The 20,968-nt window shown below is 72.6% G+C and carries 16 protein-coding genes; 6 read left to right on the top strand and 10 right to left on the bottom strand.

The annotated features are described in order from the left end of the window. Nucleotides 1-37: 37 nt before the first annotated feature. The 5 genes from BLW76_RS20725 to BLW76_RS20705 all read left to right on the top strand — a co-directional run bounded on the left by BLW76_RS20725 (nucleotide 38) and on the right by BLW76_RS20705 (nucleotide 7,527). Complete coding sequence (locus BLW76_RS20725; RefSeq protein WP_091309885.1) at nucleotides 38-1,081, top strand: LacI family DNA-binding transcriptional regulator; 1,044 nt, start codon at nucleotides 38-40, stop codon at nucleotides 1,079-1,081. Next, nucleotides 1,078-3,393 (top strand): beta-xylosidase/alpha-l-arabinosidase, encoded by a 2,316-nt coding sequence (locus tag BLW76_RS20720; protein WP_091309883.1) that lies wholly within the window; start codon nucleotides 1,078-1,080, stop codon nucleotides 3,391-3,393. Before BLW76_RS20725 ends, BLW76_RS20720 begins: the two co-directional genes overlap by 4 nt. A gap of 108 nt (nucleotides 3,394-3,501) precedes the next feature. Then, a complete protein-coding gene (locus BLW76_RS20715) occupies nucleotides 3,502-5,007 on the top strand; it encodes an ABC transporter substrate-binding protein (protein WP_208613342.1) in 1,506 nt (501 codons plus the stop codon). After that, a complete protein-coding gene (locus BLW76_RS20710; RefSeq protein WP_091309878.1) occupies nucleotides 5,004-6,743 on the top strand; it encodes an ABC transporter permease subunit in 1,740 nt (579 codons plus the stop codon). Before BLW76_RS20715 ends, BLW76_RS20710 begins: the two co-directional genes overlap by 4 nt. 43 nt (nucleotides 6,744-6,786) lie before the next feature. Further along, on the top strand, nucleotides 6,787-7,527 hold the full coding sequence (locus tag BLW76_RS20705) for an RraA family protein (protein WP_091309876.1): 741 nt from the start codon (nucleotides 6,787-6,789) through the stop codon (nucleotides 7,525-7,527). On the opposite strand, the gene BLW76_RS20700 is transcribed toward BLW76_RS20705, so the two are convergent. The 4 genes from BLW76_RS20700 to BLW76_RS20690 form a co-directional block, all read right to left on the bottom strand. Beyond that, nucleotides 7,528-9,534, bottom strand: coding sequence for an ABC transporter permease (locus BLW76_RS20700; RefSeq protein ID WP_091309874.1), 2,007 nt, complete (start codon nucleotides 9,532-9,534; stop codon nucleotides 7,528-7,530). It abuts the gene before it with no gap. Then, nucleotides 9,531-10,955, bottom strand: a complete 1,425-nt coding sequence (locus BLW76_RS20695) for an ABC transporter substrate-binding protein (protein WP_091309871.1) — start codon at nucleotides 10,953-10,955, stop codon at nucleotides 9,531-9,533. Before BLW76_RS20695 ends, BLW76_RS20700 begins: the two co-directional genes overlap by 4 nt. 95 nt (nucleotides 10,956-11,050) lie before the next feature. Further along, on the bottom strand, nucleotides 11,051-11,176 hold the full coding sequence (locus tag BLW76_RS50460; protein ID WP_279627691.1) for a hypothetical protein: 126 nt from the start codon (nucleotides 11,174-11,176) through the stop codon (nucleotides 11,051-11,053). Between the two features lie 69 nt (nucleotides 11,177-11,245). Then, on the bottom strand, nucleotides 11,246-11,995 hold the full coding sequence (locus BLW76_RS20690; protein ID WP_244170242.1) for a FadR/GntR family transcriptional regulator: 750 nt from the start codon (nucleotides 11,993-11,995) through the stop codon (nucleotides 11,246-11,248). 72 nt (nucleotides 11,996-12,067) lie between these two features. On the opposite strand from BLW76_RS20690, the gene BLW76_RS20685 reads away from it, so the two are divergent. Next, nucleotides 12,068-13,225 carry a mandelate racemase/muconate lactonizing enzyme family protein gene (locus tag BLW76_RS20685; RefSeq protein ID WP_091309866.1) on the top strand — a complete coding sequence of 386 codons (1,158 nt, stop codon included), beginning with the start codon at nucleotides 12,068-12,070 and terminating at the stop codon, nucleotides 13,223-13,225. Between the two features lie 10 nt (nucleotides 13,226-13,235). On the opposite strand, the gene BLW76_RS20680 is transcribed toward BLW76_RS20685, so the two are convergent. From BLW76_RS20680 to BLW76_RS20655, 6 genes are all read right to left on the bottom strand, one after another. Next, nucleotides 13,236-14,696, bottom strand: a complete 1,461-nt coding sequence (locus BLW76_RS20680; protein WP_091309864.1) for an RICIN domain-containing protein — start codon at nucleotides 14,694-14,696, stop codon at nucleotides 13,236-13,238. Between the two features lie 150 nt (nucleotides 14,697-14,846). Then, nucleotides 14,847-16,613, bottom strand: coding sequence for an ABC transporter permease subunit (locus BLW76_RS20675; RefSeq protein WP_091309862.1), 1,767 nt, complete (start codon nucleotides 16,611-16,613; stop codon nucleotides 14,847-14,849). A gap of 20 nt (nucleotides 16,614-16,633) precedes the next feature. Further along, complete coding sequence (locus tag BLW76_RS20670) at nucleotides 16,634-18,118, bottom strand: ABC transporter substrate-binding protein (RefSeq protein ID WP_091309859.1); 1,485 nt, start codon at nucleotides 18,116-18,118, stop codon at nucleotides 16,634-16,636. 99 nt (nucleotides 18,119-18,217) lie between these two features. Next, nucleotides 18,218-19,348, bottom strand: coding sequence for an N-methyl-L-tryptophan oxidase (gene solA, locus BLW76_RS20665; protein ID WP_091309857.1), 1,131 nt, complete (start codon nucleotides 19,346-19,348; stop codon nucleotides 18,218-18,220). Next, nucleotides 19,348-20,115 (bottom strand): amino acid ABC transporter ATP-binding protein, encoded by a 768-nt coding sequence (locus BLW76_RS20660; RefSeq protein ID WP_091309855.1) that lies wholly within the window; start codon nucleotides 20,113-20,115, stop codon nucleotides 19,348-19,350. Before BLW76_RS20660 ends, solA begins: the two co-directional genes overlap by 1 nt. After that, nucleotides 20,112-20,963 (bottom strand): amino acid ABC transporter permease, encoded by an 852-nt coding sequence (locus BLW76_RS20655; RefSeq protein ID WP_091309853.1) that lies wholly within the window; start codon nucleotides 20,961-20,963, stop codon nucleotides 20,112-20,114. The genes BLW76_RS20660 and BLW76_RS20655 overlap by 4 nt, the downstream gene beginning before the upstream one ends. Nucleotides 20,964-20,968 lie beyond the last annotated feature (5 nt).

Raw genomic sequence — 20,968 nt, 5'->3', positions numbered from 1 at the left:
CCGATAGATCGACTCGAAAGTTTTCGATAGGAGAACGATGCCGGGCAGAAAGCGGGCCACGCTCGCCACCGTCGCCGAGACGGCCGGAGTCTCCCTGCCGACCGTGTCTAAGGTCCTCAACGGACGGGCCGACGTCGCCGCGGAGACGCGGACCCGGGTGGAGTCGGCCCTGCGCGAGCTGGGGTACGTGCCGCAGAACGGCCGCCGGACGGTGGCGCCGTCCCGCGTGGTCGACGCCGTCTTCGACGACCTGGTCAGCCCGTACACGCTCGAAGTGCTGCGCGGCGTGACGGACGCCGGCGCCGAGCTCGGCATCGACGTGGTCGTGGGCCGGGTGCCGGCGGCCGAGCCCGGCGGCCCGCTGAACCCGGAGGACCAGTGGGCGCAGCGGCTGAAGAGCAACGACCGGTCCGGGCTGATCGTCGTCACCTCGGAGCTGTCGCTCGCGCAGGTCGAGAGCTTCGAGAACGCCGGCCTGCCGCTGGTCGTCATCGACCCGCTGAACCTGCCCCGGGCCGAGGTGACCAGCGTCGGCGCGACGAACTGGTCCGGCGGCATCACCGCCACCGAGCACCTGCTGAGCCTGGGCCACCGGCGCATCGCCTTCGCCGGCGGCCCGCTCGAAGCCTCGTGCAGCCAGGCCCGGCTGCACGGCTACCGGGCGGCCCTGGAGAACGCCGGCGTCCCGTTCGACCCGGACCTGGTGCGGCACGGCGAGTTCGACCACCCGGACGGCCTGGCGATGGGTGACCACCTGCTGACCCTGCCCGAGCCGCCGACCGCGGTGTTCGCGGCGAACGACGCCACCGCGCTCGGCGTCCTGGAGGCCGCGCGGCGCCGCGGGCTGCGCGTGCCGCAGGACCTGAGCGTCGTCGGGTTCGACGACACCATGCTCGCCCGCCTCGGCACTCCCCCGCTCACCGTGATCCGCCAGCCCCTGCACGACATGGGCCGGGTCGCGGTCCGCACCCTGGACAAGCTGATCACCGGGGACGCCCTCGACTCCCACCACGTCGAGCTCGCCACGCAGCTCGTCGTGCGCGAGTCGACCGGCCCCGCACCCGACGGAGGAGCACGATGACCCGCTGGCTCGACCCGGCCCTGTCCCCCGGCGAACGCGCGGACGCGCTGCTCGCGGCGATGACCCTCGACGAGAAGATCGCCCAGCTGGGCAGCGCGTGGCCCGGCAACACCGAGGTCAGCGGGAACGTCGCCCCGATGCAGGACGTCTTCGCCCGCGGTGGGGTCCCGTTCGACCAGGTTCGCGCGGACGGCATCGGGCACCTCACCCGCGTCTTCGGCACCGCCCCGGTCAGTGCCGAAGCCGGCGTCGACCGGCTCGTGGCCCTGCAGCGGGAGATCGTCAGCGAAACCCGGCTCGGCGTCCCGGCGATCGTGCACGAGGAATGCCTGACCGGGTTCACCACGCTCGGCGCCACCGTCTACCCCACCGCGCTGGCCTGGGCCGCGACCTTCGACGCGGCGCTCGTCGAGCGGATGGCCACGGCCATCGCCGAGGACATGCGCGCGGTCGGCGTCCACCAGGGACTTTCGCCGGTCCTCGACGTCGTGCGCGACTACCGCTGGGGCCGTGTCGAGGAGACGCTCGGCGAAGACCCCTACCTCGTCGGCACGCTCGGCACCGCCTACGTCCGCGGCCTGGAGAAGACCGGCGTCATCGCGACGCTCAAGCACTTCGCCGGCTACTCGGCGTCCCGCGGCGCACGCAACCACGCGCCGGTGTCGATCGGGCCGCGCGAGCTGCGCGACGTCATCCTGCCGCCGTTCGAGCGGGCGATCCGGGACGGCGGGGCGCGCTCGGTGATGAACGCCTACGTCGACCTCGACGGCGTCCCCGCCGCCGCCAACGCGGCCCTGCTGACCGGCATCCTCCGCGACGAATGGGGCTTCGACGGCGTCGTCGTCTCCGACTACTGGGCGATCGCGTTCCTCAAGAGCATGCACCGCGTCGCCGACGGCGTCGGCACGGCCGGCGCCGCGGCCCTCGCCGCCGGGATCGACGTCGAACTGCCCGACAGCCTTTGCTACGGCAAGGAACTCGCCGAACTCGTCCGCGGCGGCGACGTCGCCGAGGCGCTGGTCGACCGGGCCGCCCGCCGGCTGCTGCGGCAGAAGGCCGAACTCGGCCTGCTCGACCCGGACTGGACCCCGCGCGCCGCACCGATCGACCTCGACTCGCCGCGCAACCGCGCCCTTGCCCGGGAAATCGCCGAGAAGTCGGTGGTCCTGCTCGCCAACGACGGCGTGCTTCCGCTGTCGGCGGGCAGGATCGCCGTCGTCGGCCCGTGCGCCGACGATCCGCTGGCCTTCATGGGCTGCTACTCCTACCCCAACCACGTCCTGCCGCGGTACCCCGACCTCGGCATCGGCGTGGCGGCTCCGTCTCTTGTGGACAGTCTGCGGCAGGAGCTGCCGGACGTCGTGCTTTCGGTGCACGAAGGCTGTCCCGTGCGCGAGGAGGACCGCTCCGGGATCACCGGCGCCGTGGCCGCGGCGGCCGCCGCCGACGTGTGCCTCGCCGTCGTCGGCGACCGCGCGGGGCTCTTCGGCCGGGGCACCTCGGGCGAAGGCTGCGACGCCCCCGATCTGAGCCTCCCCGGCGTCCAGGACGAACTCCTCGACGCGCTGCTGGCCACCGGCACGCCCGTCGTCGTCGTGGTCGTTTCCGGCCGTCCCTACGCGCTCGGCCGCCACGCCGGCCGCGCCGCGGCGCTCGTCCAGGCGTTCATGCCCGGCGAGGAGGGCGGCAGCGCCCTCGCCGGGATCCTCACCGGCCGGGTCACGCCGTCCGGCCGCCTCCCGGTGCAGCTCCCCCGCCACCCCGGCGGCGCGCCGGGCACCTATCTCAACCCGCCGCTGGGCCGCAACAGCGAAGGCATCAGCAACCTCGACCCGACCCCGTTGTTCCCGTTCGGCCACGGCGTTTCCTACACGACGTTCGCCTACACCGACCTCGCCCTCTCCGCGGCCGAAGTGCCCACGGACGGGCAGCTGTCCCTTTCGGTCACCGTGCGCAACACCGGCGACCGGGCCGGCGACGAAACGGTGCAGCTCTACCTGCACGACGTCCAAGCCGCGGTCACCCGGCCCGTCCTGGAGCTGGCCGGCTTCACCCGGGTCCCGCTCGAACCCGGCCAGGCCGCGCGGGTCACGTTCACCCTGCACGCCGACCGCACCGCGTTCACCGGGCCGGACCTGCGCCGCATCGTCGAACCCGGCACCATCGACGTCTTCGTCGGGCGCTCGGCCGCCGACCTGCCCTGCCGGGGCTCCTTCGCCCTCACCGGCCCGGTCCGGGAAGCCGGCCACGACCGCGTCCTGCACACGCCCGCGCGGGTCGACCCGCTGCCGGGCGCGACACCAAGTCCTTGAGACCTCAATCACCTTGGGTGAGCATGGTAAGCCTAACCTCATATGCTGACCCGGCCCTGCCCGCGGTCGCCGCCCGGGCGACCGCTCTCCCGCAGGACAGGACTGATCGTGCGTTCACCCCGGCTCTGGGCCGTGCTGGCTCTCGTCCCGTTGCTGGGCGGCTGTTTCGCCGCCGGCAGCACCCCCGCCGCGAACCCGGCGGCCGCCCGGCTGCGGGTCGCGCTGGCGGTGCCGCCGGCCCAGGCGCTCTCGCCGTACAGCAACGACGCCACCGCGCTGGGCAAGCTGTCCGTGGCCGAGGGACTCACGGCGCTGGACCGGGACGGGGCCGCCGTCCCCGCGCTGGCGACCTCCTGGACCCGCCAGGACGCCACGACGTGGGTCTTCCGGCTGCGCCCGGCGAAGTTCCAGGACGGCACCGACGTCACGGCCGCGTCCGTGGTGAACGCCCTCGACCACGCCGGGGCGGCCAAAACCCGGCCACGCGTGCTCAGCGACGTCACGCTGAGCACGCAGGCCGGCGCCGACGGCACCGTCACGATCCGGACGAAGACCGCGGACCCGGTCCTCCCGCTCCGGCTGGCCAGCCCCGCGCTGGGCATCTTCTCGGCGAAGGCGTACGCCGCGGACGGCACGGTCAGCCCGGTGGGCACCGGCACCGGTGCCTACCGGCTCACCAAGCTCACGGGGAAGACCCAGGCGACCCTCGACCGCTTCGACGGCTACTGGGGCGGCACGGCGAAGGCCGCCGGCATCGACGTCACCTGGATCGCCGACGGGACCGCCCGCGCCAACGCCCTGCGCGCGCACGAGGTCGACATCGCCGAGTGGATCCCGACCGCCCAGGCGCCCCTGCTGGCCGCGGACACCCGGCACGAGGTGGCCTCCGTCCGGGCCGACAGCCTGATCCTCAACACCGCCGGCGGGATCTTCACCGACCCGGGCCTGCGGGCCGCCGCCCGCGGCGCGGTGGACGGCTCCGCCCTCGTCGGCTCGGTCTTCGGCGGCTACGCCGACCCGGCGCCGGGCCTGTTCGGGCCCGCCATCCCCTGGGCCGCCGGGCAGCGCGTCGCGGTGACCGGCCGGGCGACGGCCGCGACCGCCGCCGAAACCCGGGCGAAGACCCAGGGCCGGACGCTGCGCCTGGCCACCTACACCAACCGCGCCGAACTGCCCGAAGCCGCGACGGTGCTGCAGCAGCAGCTGGAGCGGGCCGGGTTCGCCGTGCAGCAGGACGTGCGCGAGTACACGCAGATGGAGGCCGACCTCCTCGCCGGCAAGTACGACGCGCTCATCCTGTCGCGGGTGACGCTCCTCGACACCGGGGACGCGGTGGCCTACCTCGCGAGCGACTACCTGAGCACCGGTGTCTACAACATCGCCGGGCTGAAGGACGCCGGCGTCGACCAGGCCGTCACGGCGGCCGCCGCGGAAGCCGACCCCGCGCTCCGGCGGCAGAAGATCATGCGGGCGGAGGCGGAGATCCTGCGCACGGACGCGGTGGTCCCGCTGGTCCACGAGAAGGTCGTGCAGGGCATCGGCACCAACGTCGACGGAGTGGTCCTCGATCCGCGCGAGCGCTCGCTGATCACCCTCGACACGCGCCTGAAGTGATCGCGGCCGCCCCTCGGTGGCACGCGGGCGCGGGCCGGCTCGCCGCCGGCGGCGCCCTGCTGGCGGCGGTCGCGTTCCTGCCGTGGCTGTCCGGCACCGACCCCGCGCGGACGGTGCTGGCGGCCCGGTCCGCCGACCAGGCGCCCACCCCTGAGCAGCTGGCCGCGGTGCGGGCGGAACTGGACCTGGACCAGGGCCCGCTGACGCACCTCGGGCACTGGCTCGGCGGGCTGCCGCGCGGGGACGCGGGCACGTCCTGGGTGTCGGGCGCCCCGGTGCTGCCCCCGGTCGTGACCGCACTGGGCGTCTCGCTCACGCTGATGCTCGCCACCCTCGTGGTGACGATCGCGGTGGCCGCGCTGGTCAGCACCCGCACGCTGTACCGCGGGTCCCGGCGGCTGCCGCACGACGGCGGCGGGACGGTGGCCGCCTCGCTCGCCGCGCTGCCCAAGTTCCTGCTCGCCTCGCTGCTCGCCACCGTCTTCGGCGTGTGGCTGGGCTGGTTCCCGCCCGGTGGCTGGACGGGCCCGGCGGCCATGGTGTTGCCCGCGCTCGCCCTCGGCGTCCCGTCCGGGGCGGTGATCGGCGGCCTGCTCGCCCACGCCCTGCCCGCCACCTTCGGCGAGCCGTGGGTCCGGACCTGGCACGCCGCCGGCTTCCGGCCGGGGCGGCTGGTCCGGCCGATCCTGCGCGGCGCGCTGGCCGGCGTGGTCCCGCAGCTGGTGCCCAGCGTGGTCGGCCTGGTCGGCGGCGCGGTCGCGGTGGAGAAGGTCTTCAACATCCCGGGCCTCGGCCGGCTCGCCCTGGACGCCGCGCTGGCCCAGGACCTCCCGCCGCTGCAGACCGCCACCCTGCTCCTGGCCCTGCTCGGCATCGGGGCCGGCCTGCTGGTCAGAGCCGCGTGCCGCCGGCTGGCCGGGCCCGCCCTCCGCGACGGCGGCCTGGCCGCGGCGCCACCACCGGTTCGCCGCCGCTCCCCCGGCCGGGTGGCCGGCGGCTGCGCGCTCGTCCTGCTCGCCGTCGGCATCGCCGGCCTGCTCCGCGATCCGTCCTCAGTGGACACCGCGGCCCGCCTGCTCCCGCCCTCGGCCGCCCACCCCCTGGGCACGGACGCCCTCGGCCGGGACATGCTGGCCCGCCTGGGCCACGGCGCACTTCGCACGACCGCGGTGGCACTCGCGGTGACGGCGGCCGCGGTCGTCATCGGGGTGCTGCTGGGCATGGCGGGCCCGGCCGGCGCCGGCCTGACCGAAGTGCTGTCGACGCTGCCCGCGGTACTGGCCGGCCTGCTGACGACCGCGGTCACGGGCCCGTCGGTGTGGGGCGCGGCGTGCGCGGTGTGCCTGGTCGGCTGGACGCCCTACGCCGCCCAGACCGCGGCCCTGCTCGAACGGGAACGGGCCACGAACTACGTGCAGGCATCGATTTCGTTCGGCGCGGGCCCGCTCCACCTGGTGCGTCACCACCTGCTGCCCGCGGTGCTGCCGGCCGTCGTCCGCAACGCCGCCCTCCGCCTGCCGACGACGATCCTGGTCCTGGCTTCCCTCGGCTTCCTCGGCCTGGGCGAGCAACCGCCCACCCCGGACTGGGGCCGGCTGCTGGCGGAGAACCAGCCGTATCTGGAACTGGCGCCGTGGACCACCCTCGCCCCGGCCGGTGCCCTCGTGTTGTTGTCGGTGCTCGCCGCAGCCGTTCCGGGCCTTACGACGTCGCGGAAGCGGGTTCGCTCGCACTAAGCTCGACTTCGAACTCTCCGCGCGAACCCAGGGAGCCCCCGACGTGGTCGAGACACCCGGCATCGTTCGCCCACCCGCCGAACTCAGCGCCGCCCTCGCCGCCGTCGGCAGCGCGACAGCCAGTGCGGAACTCAGCCGCATGGGGATTCGCAGTGCCTTCCTCCGTGGCCCCGTCTCCGTGACGCCCGGTGTGCGCGTGGCCGGTCCCGCGCTGACGCTGCAGTTCCTGCCGAAGCGGGAAGACCTTTACCCCGTCGACGAATACGCCGAGCCGGAGAAGCAGCTGCACCGGCATGTCATGTACCACGCGCAGGCCGGCGACCTCATCGTCGTCGACGCGCGCGGCGACATGGGCAGCGGGGTGTTCGGGGAGATGATGCTGACCTACTTCAAGGGCCGCGGTGGCGTCGGTGTCGTGGTCGACGGCTGCCTGCGCGACATCGGCGAAGCCAAGAAGCTCGGCTTGGGGCTGTGGATCCGGGGCGCCACGCCGAACTTCCACGCGCAGACCGACATCGTCCCGGCCGCCGTCAACGTCCCGGTGGCGTGCGGTGGCACGCTCGTCGAGCCGGGCGACATCATCGTCGCCGACGACGACGGTGCGGTCGTGGTGCCGGTGAAGCTCGCGCCCGCGCTGCTGGCCGCCGCGCAGGAACATGCGGAATGGGAGGAGTTCTCCCGCATCCGGCTGGCCGAGGGCGGCGATCTGCGCCGGTACTACCCGCTGTCGGACGAGGCCCGGCCCGAGTACGAACGGTGGCGCGCCGCACAGGGCAAGGAGTGATCATCCCTTCACCGCCCCCGCGGTGAGCCCTTCGGTCAGGAACCGCTGCCCGAAGCCGTACATGAGCACGACCGGGATGCTGATCAGCAGCGACGCCGCCGCCAGCTGGCCCTGCGGGACGACGTCGCCGAAGATCATCGACTGCATGCCGACCGGCAGTGTCTTGTTCTCGTCCTTGGTGATGAACACGAACGCGAAGAGGAACTCGTTCCACGCGTTGGTGAGCGTGAACAGCGCGACCGCGAGCAGGCCCGGCTTGGCCAGCGGCAGCACGATCCGGCGGAACGCCCCGAACCGCGTGCAGCCGTCGACCAGCGCGGCCTCCTCCAGCTCCGCCGGGATCGACTTGAAGTAGCCGACCAGCAGCCAGGTCGCGAACGGCAGGGTGAACGTCGGGTAGGCGAGCACCAGCGACCACAGCGAGTCGTTGAGCCCGATCCCGCTCATCATCCGGTACAGCGGGATGAACAGCAGCGCGCCCGGCATCACGTAGGTGAGCAGGATCGTCACCGTGAAGCTCTCCGAACCTCGGAACTTCAAGCGTGCCAACGCATAGCCGGCCAGCGCCGCGCAGACCAGCGCGATCACGGTCGACGCCACCGACACCAGGATCGTGTTGACGTACCAGGTGCCGAACGCGCCGGTGAACAGGTTGGTGAACTGCTCGGTGGTCCACGGCGTCGGCCAGAGGTCGTCGGTGCGCGCGACGATCTGGTCGTCGGACTTGAAGGCCGTGACCGTCATCCAGTAGAGCGGGGCGAGCACGAAACCCAGCAGCCCCACGAGTGCGATGCCGCTGCCGGTCCCGCCGACCAGCCGGGCGGCCGGCCGGCTGCCCCGGATGGCGAGCGCGGAGACGACCCGGCCGACGGCGGCCGCGAGCACCACGAACACCCCCAGCACGAGCGCGGCCTTCCAGGCGATCTGCGGTGACGCCCAGGCCAGCACGAGCGCCGCACCCGCGACGATCACCCAGGGCAGCGCCCGGCGCTGAGCGGGCGTCAGCCGCCGCCGGCCCGGATCGCCCGTGCCCGGTGAGTCGCTGCGCCGCATCACCCGCACGAGGAGCACCACGAGGATCGCGATGACCGGCAGCATCACCAGCGTGACCGCGGCGCCCGCACCCAGCTGCAGCTGCTGGATGGCCTTCGAGTAGGCCACCATCACGTACGGGGCGGTCGCGTCCCCCGGACCGCCCTGGGTCATCAGCCAGATCAGGTCGAAGTTGTTGAACGTCCAGATCGACGACAGCAGCACCGTCACGATCATGACGTTGCGCAGCCCCGGCAGCGTGATGTGCAGGAAGCGCTGCCACGGCGAGGCGCCGTCGACCATCGCGGCTTCGTGGAGGTTGCCGTCGATGGCCTTGAGCCCGGCCAGGAACGTCACCGTGAAGAACGGGATGCCCTTCCAGACGTTGACCAGGATCACCGACGGCATCGCGAGCGCGGGATCGGACAGCCACTCCGCGGGCCAGGAGTCGACGAGCCCGATCGCGGCGAGGAAAGGACCGATCCCCGAGTCGGTCAGCTGGACGTTGACGCTGCCGAAGATCGGGTCGAGCAGCGACCGCCAGGTGAAGGCCGTGACGACCGTCGGGATCACCCACGGCAGCAGGATCACCCCGGCCACGATCGCGCGGCCGCGGCGCAGGTGGTGCAGCAGCATCGCCCCGATGAGACCGAAGGCCACCTTGAAGATCTCGGCGTACGCGGTGAAGACGAACGAGTTGAGCACGCCCCGGTGGAACAGGGCGTCGTCGACGAGGGCGGTGTAGTTGTCCAGCCCGACGAAGACCGTCTCCGCGCCGTGGCGCTCGGTGGTGCTGGTGACGATCGAGCTGAAGATCGGGACCAGGATCAGGCCGGCGACCAGCAGCAGCGTCGGCCCGACGAACACCGCGGCGAGCCGCCAGTCACGTCCGAGCAGCCGCTGCGACGCGGTGAGCGAGGACGACGCGCCCGGCGCCGGACGGGCCGGCGCCGGGCGCGGACGAAGGATCGTCATTGCCGGTAGCCCTGCTGCTCGAAGACCTGGACGATCCGCGCGTGGGTCGCGGCCACGGCGTCGGCGGGCCGGGTGCCCTGGATGACCGACTGCATCATGTCGGTCAGCACGTAGGCGGCGGTGGCGGCCTGCTCGCCGGGGCTCGGCGCCTGCGGGAACGCGAAGCCCGTGCGGGTCTTCACCGGGAGCGGCGCGCGGGTCTGCTCCCGCAGCGCGGGGAAGGCCGGGTCACCGCCGGTGTAGTACGGGTCGGAGTCCCACACCTTGCTCCACGACGGGTTGACCAGGCACGGTGCTTCCTTCGCGACGCCGAGCAGCGCGCTCCCGCCGACCATGAACTTCGCCACCAGCTTGGCGAGCTCGGGGTTCTTCGCGCCCTTGAACACGACGAACGAGTTGGACTCGCCGAACGCGAGCGGCCGGTCGATCGCCGGTCCGGTGGCGCCGTTGAACACGTGCGTGTTGGCGTAGACCGGGTTCTTCTTGGTCTTGGAGTCGGCGTAGACGCTGAACTGGTTGAGCGTGAGGCCGAGGATCTGCGCCAGCCAGTTCTCGTTGTTGCTCGAGTCGGTCCAGCTGCCGATGCCCGGCGGCAGCATCGGCGTGTACTTCGGGTTCGTGTAGATGTCGCCGATGAACGAGACCGCTTCGACGGTCTCCGGCGAGTTGAAGACCACCTTCGTTCCGGTGTTGTCCGCGATCGCCCCGCCGTAGGTGTTGATGACGTTCGCGATGAACCCGTTGGCGTCGCCGGAGCGGTTCACCGTGAGCCCCCAGCCGAAGCGCCGCTTCGCCGGGTCGGACACCGCCAACGCGTTGTCCCGCAGTTCTTCCCACGTGTAGTAGGGCTTGAGCGGCAGCCCCTTCTCCTGGTACCAGTCCTTGCGCAGGTACATCCCGGTCGCGATGAAGTGGTACGGGATCGCGAACCAGCGCCCGTCGAAGACGCAGTAGTTGTTCGCCTCGGTCGCGGGATCCCCGTAGAGCGCACGCATTTCCTCGACGACGTCGGTGACGTCGGTGAGGGCGCCGAGGTTGTGGAGCTGGCCGACGAACCGCCGATCGCTGACGAAGGCCAGGTCGCGGCTGGTGCCCGCCTTCACCTCGGCATCCATCTTCGCGACCATGTCCCCGGCGTCGCCGGAGACGAGGTCGTTGCGGATCGTGGTGCCGGTGGCCTGGGCGAACACCTGCAGCGCCTTGTCCAGCGCCTTGTTGGCGGCCTCCGAATACAGCTTCTGCGACAGCATCCCCGCCGAGCCACCGCGCAGCGAGGCTGCCTGGTCGAGCAGGGGTTGGGGCACCTGGACGTCGACCTTCGGTGCGGGTGCGGGGCTGCTGCTGCACCCGGCGAGACCGAGCAAACCCAGCGCGCTCATGCCGAGGAACGAGCGTCTCGACCAGTCCGTTTTCTCTGCCATGACCACTCCTTTCGCGTCCGATCGGGCGGACGCGGACCGACGGGGCGACGGTGCAACCGGCGGGACAGCGGGGCGTGCGCCGCGCTGCGGGTCGTTCATGCGGTGAGTGATGCCGGACCACGGGTGCGTGAGCCGGGCGCGAGGGCGGGCGGGCGCACCCGCGCGATGTCGCCGCCGGGCGGCCCGGGCCCGGTGGCCGGCAGGATCGCGGGTGCTGCCATGCCTCGTCCGTCCTCGCCAACGTTGGCGGAACTCGGTCGTGCAGTGTCCTGCTGTGTCGTGCAGTGCGTCTAACGCCGCCGGGCGGCCCGCTTGCTTCGCTGCTCCTTCTCCGCGAGGAGCGTGGTGTAGTTGTTGCTCAGGTGCCGGCGCATCGCCGAGCGGGCGGCCTCCGGGTCGCGCGCCACGAGCGCCTCGTAGATCTCCGTGTGCTGGGCGGTGGCGCGGTGCAGGCTGCCGGCCGGCGCCTCGTTGGTGAGGCGGCGGCTGGCGGTGCCGAGCCAGCGGGCGGAGTACATGATCCGGTCGAGGATGCGGTTGTCGGCCGCCCGGCAGATCTCCATGTGGAACTCCTGGTCGACCTCGAGGTAGGCCTCGGGATCGGCCTCGAGCTCCGCCATGCGGCCGATCTCGTCCCGCAGCCGCGCCAGCGTCTCGCCGGTGACGCTGGCGGCGGCCATCGCGGCCAGCTCGGGCTCGAGCAGCACGCGCAGCTGGTGCAGTTCCTGCAGCAGCTCGTCGACGATCTCCGTGGGCAGCCACTCGATCAGCAGCGGGCTCAGGTAGTCCCACTCCGCGCGGGGGCGCACGACGACACGGCGGCCCTGCGCGACGTCGACGATGTCCAGTGAGGCAAGGATCTTGAGCGTCTCCCGCGCGACCACGCGGGACACCCCGAACTCCCGGGAGATCTCGAGTTCCGACGGGGCCCGGCCGTCTTCGACCTCCCCGGCGACGATGCGCCGGGTCAGGTGGGCCGCCACCTGCACCGGGAGGGTCCGGACCTTGACAGCGTCCGGAGACTCTTGTCTCCTTTGCATGTCATCAGCTTATCGGACAAGTTGGACCGCGCGTTACTCCATTCATCGGCACCACCCGGCGGCAGGAGAGCAATGCGGATCGTGAACGTCACGACGGCGGTGGTCGCCTACCACGGCGAGGCCACCCTGGTCCGGATCGACACCGACGAGGGGCTCAGCGGGTTCGGCGAGGCCAATCCCGACGCCGGCGCGGGTGCCGTCGTCGGCATGATCCGCGCCCTGACACCCCTGCTGCTCGGCGAGGACCCGCGCAACGTCGAGCGGTGCTGGGAAAAGCTGCGCCGCAGCAAGGTTTTCGCGGGCCCGCAGGGCGGGGTGTTCGTGATCGCCCTGTCCGGGATCGAGCTCGCGCTGTGGGACCTCGCGGGCAAGGCCGCGGGCCAGCCGGTCCACCGGCTGCTCGGCGGCAAGTTCCGCGACCGGATCCGGCTCTACGCCGACTGCGGCGACGGCGACGACCCGGCGGGCTCGGTCGCCGGGTGCGTCGACCGGGCCCAGCGGATGGTCGCCGAAGGCTTCACCGCCCTCAAGTTCGACATCGACAACCTCCACCACCCGGCCAAGTTCGACGTCTTCAACCACACGGTCAACGCGGCCGAGCTGCGCTCGATGACCGAGCGCGTGGCCGCCGTCCGGGAGGCGATCGGCCCGGACGTCGACCTGGCCATCGACCTGCACGCCCGCTACGACGTGCCGAGCGCGTGCCGGATCGCGTGGGCGCTCGAGCCGTTCGACCTGATGTGGCTGGAGGAGCCGATCCCGGCGGAGAACGTCGACGCGCTGGTGCGGGTGCGCGCGCAGACCCGCACCCCGATCTGCGCCGGGGAAAACCTCTACCTGCGCTGGGGTTTCCGCGAGCTGCTCGAACGCGGCGCGGTGGACGTCATCGAGCCGGACGTGCCCAAGTGCGGCGGCCTCGCCGAGGCCAAGAAGATCGCCAACCTCGCGGAGCTGCACTACATCCCGTTCGCGCCGCACCTGGTGTCGACCCCGCTGGGCACGATGGCCACGTCGCACCAGTGCGCGGCGATCCCCAACTTCTTCGTCCAGGAGTGGCACGCCCTCGAGGAACGCGCGGTGTGGGACAGCTACGTCCACGCGCCCGACGGCAGCGGGACGATCGTCAAGGACGGCTACATCACGCTGCCCGACGCGCCCGGCATCGGCGTGGAGCTCGACATGGACGGCGTCCGGGCGCACGCCGTCCCGGGCTACGGGGTGTTCGAGTAGGCCGGGCGGGTCAGGAGACCGTCCACACCTGGCTCGCCGCCCCCGTCCCGCCGAGCTGGCTGACCTGCGCACCGCTCGCGGTGGACGACACCCCGATCGCGAGGCCGCTGTTGACGTTCTGCAGGAAGTACTGGCTGCCGGTGAGGCTGCCCACCAGGTCCGCGGTCCACTGCTGGCCGGCCGCGCCGGTGCAGGTCCACTGCTGCAGCTGGACTCCGTTCGCCGTGGACGCGTCCGGGACGTCGAGACACAGCCCGCTGTTGACGTTGACCATCGTGAAGACGTTGTCGGCGAGCCGCGTCAACCGCCACTGCTGGTTGGTGCCGCCGTGCGCGGGCCACTGGATGATCTTGCCGCCGGCCGCGGTCGAGGCACCGGAGGCGTCCATGACCAGCGAGCTGCCGGCGTTCTTCAGCACGTGCGTGCCGGCGGTGGGCAGCCCCGAGTTCGCCGACCACGTGCCCGCGTCGGTGTCGAGGGTCCAGCTCGGGTACTGGCCCAGGTTGACCGTCGTGCCGCGGATCGTGAGCGGGAGCCAGATCAGCGGCGAATTCCCCATGGCGTTGCCCGTCCAGCGGTCGCCGGCGTAGATGTAGGTGGTCGCCGCACTGCCCTGCACCGTGATGATGTTCGCCGTCTGGCTGTTGTAGGTGTTCGTGCCCGGCGCCGCGAAGTTGCGGAACGGCGACCAGGGACCGGCGAGCGACGTCGCGGTCGCGTACACGTTGTCGTTGGTGGCCCACCCGGTGAGGTGGGAGGCCAGCAGGTAGTACGTCCCGCCGACCTTGATCACGGCCGGGGACTCGTGGTTCGGCAGGGTCGCCACCGCGCTCGCCACCGAGGTGTAGTCGGCGGACAGCCGGTAGATGCGGAGGCTGCGGCCGGCGTTTTCGCTCAGCAGGTACGCGGACCCGTCGGTGTCCTGGAACAGGCCGATGTCCCGGCTCTGGTTGCCCAGCGGCTGGAAGCTCCCCCGGTAGCTGTACGGGCCGCAGGGCGTGGGACTGGTCGCCACGCCGACCCGCTGGTCGGAGTAGCTCGTGTTGTCGATGTGCAGGTACATGACGTACGTGCGGGTGCCGGCGTTGTAGATCACCTTGGGCCGCTCGACGATGCGGTTCGGCCCGAGGTCGCCGCTGGTTTGTTTCGCCAGCGCGATCCCCTGGTGCGTCCAGTTCGCCAGGTCGGTCGAGGTGTAGCAGGGGATGTCCTGGAAGGCGGTGTTCGCCGTGGTCTGGCCGGTCTTGTCCTCGCCGAAGCCGTACCAGGTGGCACCGACCTGCACGATGCCCATGCCGTGCAGCTGCAGCGGGCGGCCTGCCGTGTCGGTGCGCGTGGTGCCGAGGGTGAACGTGCTCGCCGCCGCGTGCGCTGGGTGCGCGGGCAGGAGAACGCCGGCCAGCACCGTGATCAGGACGACGAGCAGAGCGAGCGGCCGTTCCATTGTGGACTGTCGCGGTGGCCTGGACATCGTGGGTCCTCTCTGGCGCAGCCGGGCGTCGAACCGGTTCGAGCGATCGGTGCGCCAGCATGGTACGAATGTGGGCACCGGTCAAGGACAACTGTTACCAGGCATGAAAGTTTCGCGTGGAGCAGTTGCAGTCGAACCGGTTCGGTCCACTCATCGCACCTTCGCCTGCGGCCGAGTCATGCGGCGACCGGGCCACCGGACGCCGCCCGCCGCGGTCACGGCCAGTGCCCCGAGCAGGGCCAGTACGGCCGCCGGCGCCAGCACGCCCCAGGGTGCGCGCTCCGCGTAGGCGTGGTTCTCGGCGATGAGCAGGCCCCACTCGGGCGACGGTGGCTGGGCGCCCAGCCCCAGGAAACCCAGTGCGGCCAACGCCAGCGCGATCCCCGGGAGGCGCAGCATGGCGTGGCGGGTCACCGGGCGCAGCACCGCCGGGAGGAGCCGCCGGCGCAGCAGGTACCACTCCCCCGCGCCCAGTGCGCGCGTCGCCGCCATCAGCGTCGTGGCGCGTTCCTGCTGCAGCAAGGCCGCCGTGTGGGTGGCCAGCGGGGCCCAGGCGACGGCGGCCACTGCCAGCGCGGGGGTCAACGGGCCACGGCCCGCGACGCCGGTGACCAGCAGCCCGGCCACCACCGGCGGTACCGCGTTGGCCAGCTCGACCAGCGGCCCGGCCACCCGGGGCAGGAAGCCCAGCACCAATCCCACGGCGAGCGCGGCGGCACTGATGGCGACCGCCCAGGAAAGGGTGCCGAGCGCGCCGTGGCCGACCCGGGCGAGGACGTCGCGGCCGAGCGCGTCGGCCCCGAACGGCAGGGCCGCGGACGGCGGCTGCAGCCGGGCGGCGGGGTCGACCGTGTAGGGGTCGCGCAGGAGGCCGAGGCCGATGACGCCGAGCAGCAGCGTTCCGTACACCAGGGGCAGCGCACGCGGCCGGGGCTTGCCGGACCCGCTCAGTGACCGCAGCTCGCCGTCCCGCAACGCCGGCCCGATCAGGCACCGTGCCGCGAGCCGGGCGAGCACCCCGGCCGCGGCCGCGAACGCGAGCAGCACGAGCGTGCCCGCCTGCAGGACGGGCAGGTCCTGGGCGAGCGCGGCGTCCAACGTGGTCCGGCCGAGGCCGGGGATGTCGAACAGCTTCTCCACGGCGACCGCACCGCCGGTCAGCCCGACCGCGAACAGGCCGAGGTTGGGCACCAGCGCCGGCACGCACCGCCGCAAAGCCTGGCGGGCAATGGATCCCGGGGACACGCCGTAGGCGGTGGCGGTCAGCGTCCACGGCTCGGCGAACGCGCCGGGCAGCAGGTCGTCGAGCAGCCGGCCCAGCACCGCGCCGGCCGGCAGCCCCAGCGCCACCGCGGGCAGCACCATCCACTGTGGACCGTACCAGCCGAGTGCCGGCAGCCAGCCCAGCCGGACGCCGACGACGGTGGCCAGCGTGGCCGCGACGAGGAACTCGGGCAGCGCGGCCAGCACGGCCGCCCCGCTGCCCCCGGCCCCGCGGCCGTCGAGGCGCCGCCGCGGACCGAGCCACAGCGTGCGGGCGCACACCCCGGCGGCCGTGACCACGGCAACCGCCAGCGCGGCGGCCATCAGCAGCAGCGAGACGCCGAGCGCGTCCACCACCGACGGCAGCACCTCGGTCCCGGACACCCACGACCGGCCCGCGTCGCCGTGCAGCAGGCCGCCGAGCCACCGGCCGAGCGGCGGCAGCGGGCCGTCGCCGAGCCCGAGTTCGTCCCGGACGGCTTGCAGGGCCTCCGGGGTCGGCTCGCCGTCCACCGCGCGGGCCTTGAGCACGGTCAGCGCCGGGTCGGTCCGCGACAGCCACGGCAGCAGGCCGATCCCGCACACCAGCAGGGCGGTGAGCCCGATCCGCCACAGCACGTCGAGCGGGCCGGGCCGGCGGAGCGCGCGGTGCACGGTGCCGGGCGTCCTCGTGCTCAGCGGTGGGTCCCCGGGCCGACCATGGCCCGCTCGTACGGGTCCGGCACCGCGCCCTGCACCGACGGGCCGATCCCGGCCGCGACCTTGAGGTGCACCAGCGGGACCACCGCGTCCGTGGCGAGCACGGCGGCTTCGGCCGCCATCACCGCGTCCTGCCGCCGGCCGGGATCGGCGACGGGCCGGGCGGCCGCGACGGCGTCGTCGATCCGCCGGTCGCAGATCCCGGCCAGGTTGTAGCCGCCGGCGCAGGTGAAGTCGCTCGCGAGGACGGAGACCGGGTCCCCGGTTTCGAGCAGCACGTTGCGGGAGTTGACGACGGCGTCGAACTTCCCGGCGAGGGCGTCGCTGTCCAGCCGCGCGGGGTCGAGGACGGTCAGTTTCACGGTGAAGCCGGCCTTTTCGAGCTGCTGCTGCAGCACCTGGGCGACCTCGGGCAGCTCGGGCCGGCTGCCGTGGGTGGCGATCGTGACGGCGGCCGCGGCCGGGCGCATCGCCTTCGCCCGGCCCTCCGGCGGAACCCGCTTGCCCGCGGCCCAGGTCAGCGCGGGCCCGAAGATCCCGCGGCCGGGTTCGGCGTAGCCCTCGTACACGTTCTTCGCCAGGACGGCGGTGTCGATCGCCTCCCGCGCGGCCGCCCGCGCGCCCGGGTCGGCGAAGACGCCGGACCTGGTGTTCAGGTACAGCACGGTGTTCCGCGGCGTGGCCTTCAGCTGGACCAGCCGCTCGTCCAGCGAGGCGAGCCCGGCGACCGGCAGGGTGTCGACGATGTCGGCCTGCCCGGTGCGCAGCGCGTTGGCGCGGGCGGTGCCGTCGGTGACGAACTTCGCGTCGACGCCCGCCGCCCGGGCGCGGCCGCCCCAGTAGCCGTCGAACCGGTCCAAAGTGGCCGCCGTGGTGCCGGTGATCGCCGTGAGGGCGAACGGCCCGGTCGCGGTCCCCACCAGGTCGACGGCACCCGGCCGTTCGTAGGCCTTCGGGGAGAAGACGGCGAGTGCGGGGCTGGACAACCGCAGGGGCAGCACGGGATCGGGGGTGCCGGTGGTGACGCGCACCTGCCTGGTGTCCACGGCCGCCGCGGTCAGCTGCACCCCGCCCAGCGCCGTCGGCACCGGCTTGGCCTGCGCGGCCCGGGTCAGCGCGGCCACGACGGCGGCCGCGGTGACCGGGCTGCCGTCCTGGAACCGGGCCTCCCGCACCGTGAACACCCACCCGCGGCCGGCGTCGTCGGCCCGCCAGGACTCGGCGAGCGCGGGCGCGGCGGTGCCGTCGGCGGCCAGGCGGGTCAGGCCTTCGGCGACCCCCAGCCGGGACAGGATGTAGCCGTCCTGCCCGTACGGGGAGAGGTTCTGCGACGGCGCGAAGGCCAGCGCGACCCGCAACCGTCCGTCGTCCGGAGCCGCCCCGGCGCCACCGGCGGACGCGAAGCAGCCCGAGAGGAGCGAAGCGAGCAGGCAGGAAACCAACAGGCGGCAGGTTTTCATGGTCCTCGGTTCTTCGTCGGCAGGTCTGCTGCGAGCAGGCTACCTGAAAACCGTTTTCATTCAATGTGCCGAAGATCTCGCGCACACCGGACCGGGTCGTCAGACGCCGGCGAACCGGGCCGGGCGGAAATCCTCGACCCCGGCCACCGGCTCACCGAACGCCAGGGCGACCGCCGCCTCGCCCGACGCCGGTGCCATCTTGAAGCCCACCCCCGAAAACCCCGTGGCGAAGACCGTGCGCGGGCGCCCCGGAAACGTGCCCAGCAGCGGGGCCTGATCCTCCGTGAAGAGGTCCGGGAACGCGTCCGCGCGCACGATGCTCGGCACCAGGCCCGGCAGGAACTCCGCGACCGTTTCGCAGGTCTCGGCCATCTCCGCCGGAGTCAGCTCCCGCTGGACGCGGTCGGCGTGCTCGGCGGGCCGGGACCGCCCGTCGAGCGTGGCCTTCACCGTCACGCCGTCCGTGCTCGGTGCGCCGTAGAGGGAACGGTCGCTCTCGATGCGGCCGAAGATCGGGAACCGCGCCGGGGCGAACTCCTCCGGGCGCCGGGCGACGAACCACGTGAGGTAGTTCCGGCGCGGGTGGACGGCGGCCGCGAGCGGGGGCGGGAGCAGGTGCTTCGACCAGCCGCCGGCGGCGACGATCGCGCGCCCGAACCGCCAGGTTCGCGAGCCGGAACGCAGCACGACCGCGTCCGGCTCCTCGCGGATCTCGTCGATGGCCGTGCCTTCCAGCACCTCGGCGCCGGCGTCGCGGGCGGCCTGGGTGGCGGCGAGCACCGCGCGGTCGGTGCGCAGGAAGCCGGCCCGGGGGTCGAACACCGCGCAGTCGTCCGGCCGCAGACCGTGCTGCGGGTAGCGGTCGGCGAGCTCGGCGTGCTCCAGGAACTCGAACGGCGTGCCGTTCGCCGTCGTGGTCGCGATCAGCTCCGGCAGGTAGTCGCCGGTGCGCGCCCCGATGAACAGGCCGCCGCAGCGGGTGAGGATCTCGTGGCCCGTCTCGGCTTCCAGTTCGGGCCACAGCACGTTCGCCCGCTCCAGCAGGGGGGTGAAGCGGGGGCCGCGGCGGTACGTCATCCGGAACAGCCGTGTGTCGCCGCCGACCGCGCTGCGCGTGTGCCCCGGCGTCCAGGCCTCGAACCCGACGACGTCGCGCGATCGCCGCGCCGCCCGCCACAGGGCCATGCTGCCCACGCTGCCCAGGCCGATGACCGCCAGCTCGCCGTCCATCACAACACCCTTTCGAGGAATTCCCGCGTGCGCCGCTCGGCGGGGTTGGCGAGCACCTCGCGGGCGTCGCCGCGCTCGACCGCGATGCCTTCGTCCATGAACAGGATGTCCTTGGCCACTTCGCGCGCGAACCCCATCTCGTGGGTGACGACGAGCATCGTCATCCCGAGGCCGGCGAGGTCGCGCATGACGGCCAGCACCTCGCCGACGCGTTCGGGGTCGAGCGCGCTCGTCGGCTCGTCGAACAGCATGATGCCGGGTTCCATGGCCAGTGCGCGGGCGATGGCGACCCGCTGTTGCTGGCCGCCGGAGAGCTGGGCCGGGAACTTGTGCCCGCAGCCGGCGAGCCCGACCCGCGCCAGCAGTTCGGCGGCCTGCTCACGGGCCGCCTTCTTGGCCACCTTCTTCACCAGCACCGGCCCGGACATCACGTTGGCTTCGGCGGTCATGTTCGGGAACAGGTTGAACTGCTGGAACACCATGCCGATCCGGGACCGCTGCCGGGCGAGCCGCTGCGGGGTCACCGCGTGGTAGGCGTTTTCGTGCTCGACGTAGCCGAAGTCCTCGCCGTTGACCCGCAGGACACCCCGGTCGAGCGTCTCCAGGCCGTTGATGCAGCGCAGCAGCGTCGACTTGCCCGAGCCGCTGGGGCCGATGATGCAGGAGATCTCCCCCGCCGCGACGGTCAGGTCGATGTCCCGCAGCACCTGGTGCTGCCCGTAGCTCTTGCACAGCTTGCGTGCCACGATCGTGCCGTCGGCGCTCACAGCAGCGACTCCTTCACCTTGATCGCCGGCCGCGAGGAGCGCGAGAACCGGCGTTCGATCATCGACTGGGGAACGCTGAGCGTGAGCGTCATGATCAGGTACCACAGGCTGGCCACGATGAGCAGCGGGATGGTCTCGTAGGTCCGCGCGTAGATCGACTGCGCGCTCTGCAGCAGGTCGGCGACGCCGAGCACGCTGACCAGCGACGTCTCCTTGAGCATCCCGATCACCTGGTTGCCGGTCGCCGGGATGATCGCGGGCATGGTCTGCGGGATGATCACCCGCCGCAGCTTGGTGAACTCACTCATGCCCAGGGATTCGGCCGCCTCGAACTGGCCGCGGGGCACCGCCGCGAAGCCGCCGCGGATGATCTCGGCCATGTAGGCGGCCTGGTTGAGCGTCAGCCCGACGATCGCCGCGGTGAGCGGGGTGATCAGCGCGTTCATGTCCACGGGGTGGCCGGCGATGGCCAGGTTCGGGTACAGCGCGGCCACGTTGAACCAGAACACCAGCTGGACCAGGACCGGGGTGCCCCGGAAGAACGTGATGTACAGCCGCGCCAGCCCGGAGATCGGGGCCTGCGAAGACATCCGCATGACCGCGAGGACGAGCCCGAGCAGCGTGCCCAGCGCCATGCTCACCGCGGTCAGCATGAGGGTGATGCCGATGCCGTCGAGGATGGAGGCTGCGGTGAAGTACCGCAGCACCACGTCCCACTGGAAGTTCTCGTTGCTGACCAGCGCGTAGAGCAGGCCGGCGACGATCGCGACCGCCACCACCCAGGCGGCGTAGTCCCGCGTGCGCGGGGGCCTGATCCGTTTCTTCTCCTCGGGCAGCGGTGCGGTCACCGGTT

It is taken from the genome of Amycolatopsis tolypomycina, assembly GCF_900105945.1.
Classification (GTDB): Bacteria; Actinomycetota; Actinomycetes; order Mycobacteriales; family Pseudonocardiaceae; genus Amycolatopsis; species Amycolatopsis tolypomycina.
Note: the sequence above shows the minus strand (reverse complement) of the source record. Positions and strands in the feature narration are given on the sequence as shown.

Coding starts and splice junctions, on each gene's coding strand:
- BLW76_RS20725 (WP_091309885.1), top strand. CDS start 38: ATGCCGGGCAGAAAGCGGGCCACGCTCGCCACCGTCGCCGAGACGGCC.
- BLW76_RS20720 (WP_091309883.1), top strand. CDS start 1,078: ATGACCCGCTGGCTCGACCCGGCCCTGTCCCCCGGCGAACGCGCGGAC.
- BLW76_RS20700 (WP_091309874.1), bottom strand. CDS start 9,534: ATGACGATCCTTCGTCCGCGCCCGGCGCCGGCCCGTCCGGCGCCGGGC.
- BLW76_RS20695 (WP_091309871.1), bottom strand. CDS start 10,955: ATGGCAGAGAAAACGGACTGGTCGAGACGCTCGTTCCTCGGCATGAGC.
- BLW76_RS50460 (WP_279627691.1), bottom strand. CDS start 11,176: ATGGCAGCACCCGCGATCCTGCCGGCCACCGGGCCCGGGCCGCCCGGC.
- BLW76_RS20690 (WP_244170242.1), bottom strand. CDS start 11,995: ATGCAAAGGAGACAAGAGTCTCCGGACGCTGTCAAGGTCCGGACCCTC.
- BLW76_RS20685 (WP_091309866.1), top strand. CDS start 12,068: ATGCGGATCGTGAACGTCACGACGGCGGTGGTCGCCTACCACGGCGAG.
- BLW76_RS20680 (WP_091309864.1), bottom strand. CDS start 14,696: ATGTCCAGGCCACCGCGACAGTCCACAATGGAACGGCCGCTCGCTCTG.
- BLW76_RS20670 (WP_091309859.1), bottom strand. CDS start 18,118: ATGAAAACCTGCCGCCTGTTGGTTTCCTGCCTGCTCGCTTCGCTCCTC.
- solA (WP_091309857.1), bottom strand. CDS start 19,348: ATGGACGGCGAGCTGGCGGTCATCGGCCTGGGCAGCGTGGGCAGCATG.